Source organism: Faecalicatena contorta (genome assembly GCF_021531895.1).
GTDB lineage: Bacteria > Bacillota > Clostridia > Lachnospirales > Lachnospiraceae > JAFBIX01.
Genome location: NZ_JAFBIX010000078.1, coordinates 1 through 1,358 on the forward strand (window position 1 = coordinate 1; position 1,358 = coordinate 1,358).

Here is a 1,358-nt window from a genome sequence, read left to right on the forward strand (position 1 = left end):
GCATATAAATATGCTAGGAGAAATCAAGTACATAAATGTAAATATGGATATAGTAATGAAGATGTTAGGAAGTATTTAGATGACGAGTTCTGGGCAAATTCTTTTCAGGATTATGAAGATCGAGAGAAAAAAATAATTGGATTTATAGGAGGCCCCCCGTGTCCTGATTTTTCTACAGCGGGTAAGAATAAAGGTGAAAAGGGCAAAAATGGGCAGTTAACAAGTGTGTATGTAGACTTAATCATTCGTAGAAAACCAGATTTTTTTTTGCTAGAGAATGTTAAAGGCCTTTATCAAACTAAAAAACATAAATCGTTTTATGAAAGAATGAAACGGAAATTATATAAGGCGGGATATTCATTGTTTGATTCCGTTGAAAATGCATTAGAGTATGGGGTTCCACAAAATAGAGATAGACTGATCTTAGTTGGTTTTAGGAGAGACTTTTTTGGGAAACGTTTGAAATTTTCTATTGGAGGGCATAAATTGTATTCAATGGAAATGATAAATCAAATAAATTGGCCAGTGACAGACCCATTTATTGAAAATGGTGTATTGGAGAAACCTGAGGGTATAATTGAAAAATTAACTATCGAATATTGGTTTGAAAAAAATGATGTATTACATCATCCTAATGCACAGGATATTTTTGTGGTAAAGAAACCGCAGAGGTTTAGAACCATTGAGGAAGGAGATATTAAAGGAAAATCATTTAAACGATTGCATCGCTGGAGATATTCCCCTACAGCCGCTTATGGGAATAATGAAGTACATCTTCATCCATATTTACCTAGAAGAATTAGTGTAGCAGAAGCTTTAGCAATTCAATCGATTCCATCAAATTTTGAGGTGCAGAATGATCTGCCTCTTTCAGCAAAATTCAAAATGGTAGGAAATGGTGTACCATATTTGCTGGCCTTAGGTATTGCAAATGATATTTATGAATGGATTGAAGTTTTTCAGCAAAAAAGGAAATGAATAAAATGACAAATGATGAAACAATCAAAAATGATCTTCTGACAATGGAAGCATATGATTTTTACTTAAAACATATTGTAAAGTCACATAACTGGTATTTTACAAATTACCTATGTGTGCCGCAGGATGAAATAATTGATAAAATGGATTTTTTTAAAGAAATTGTATCCTCTAATTTGAAAATTAACTTCCACAGTGTTCAGATGGTAGGGAGTGCAAAAACAGGATATAGTTTATCTCCCAAAAAAGTATTACAGCCTTTTCATAATGAAGATTTTGGTAAAGAGTCATCAGATATAGACATTGCAATTGTTTCTGAAAGGTTATTTGCATATTTTTGGGATAAGCTTCGACAAACGAGAGGAATATATAATCAATAT

Annotated in this window: 2 protein-coding genes; both read left to right on the forward strand. The window is 32.4% G+C overall.

The window, feature by feature from the left end; genetic code table 11:
- A partial coding sequence (locus JQM81_RS13490) for a DNA cytosine methyltransferase (protein ID WP_235234336.1) occupies window positions 1–978 on the forward strand: 978 nt, incomplete at its 5' end.
- A gap of 5 nt (window positions 979–983) precedes the next feature.
- Window positions 984–1,358, forward strand: a 375-nt coding sequence (locus JQM81_RS13495) for a hypothetical protein (protein ID WP_331473166.1), incomplete at its 3' end; no start/stop codon positions are given.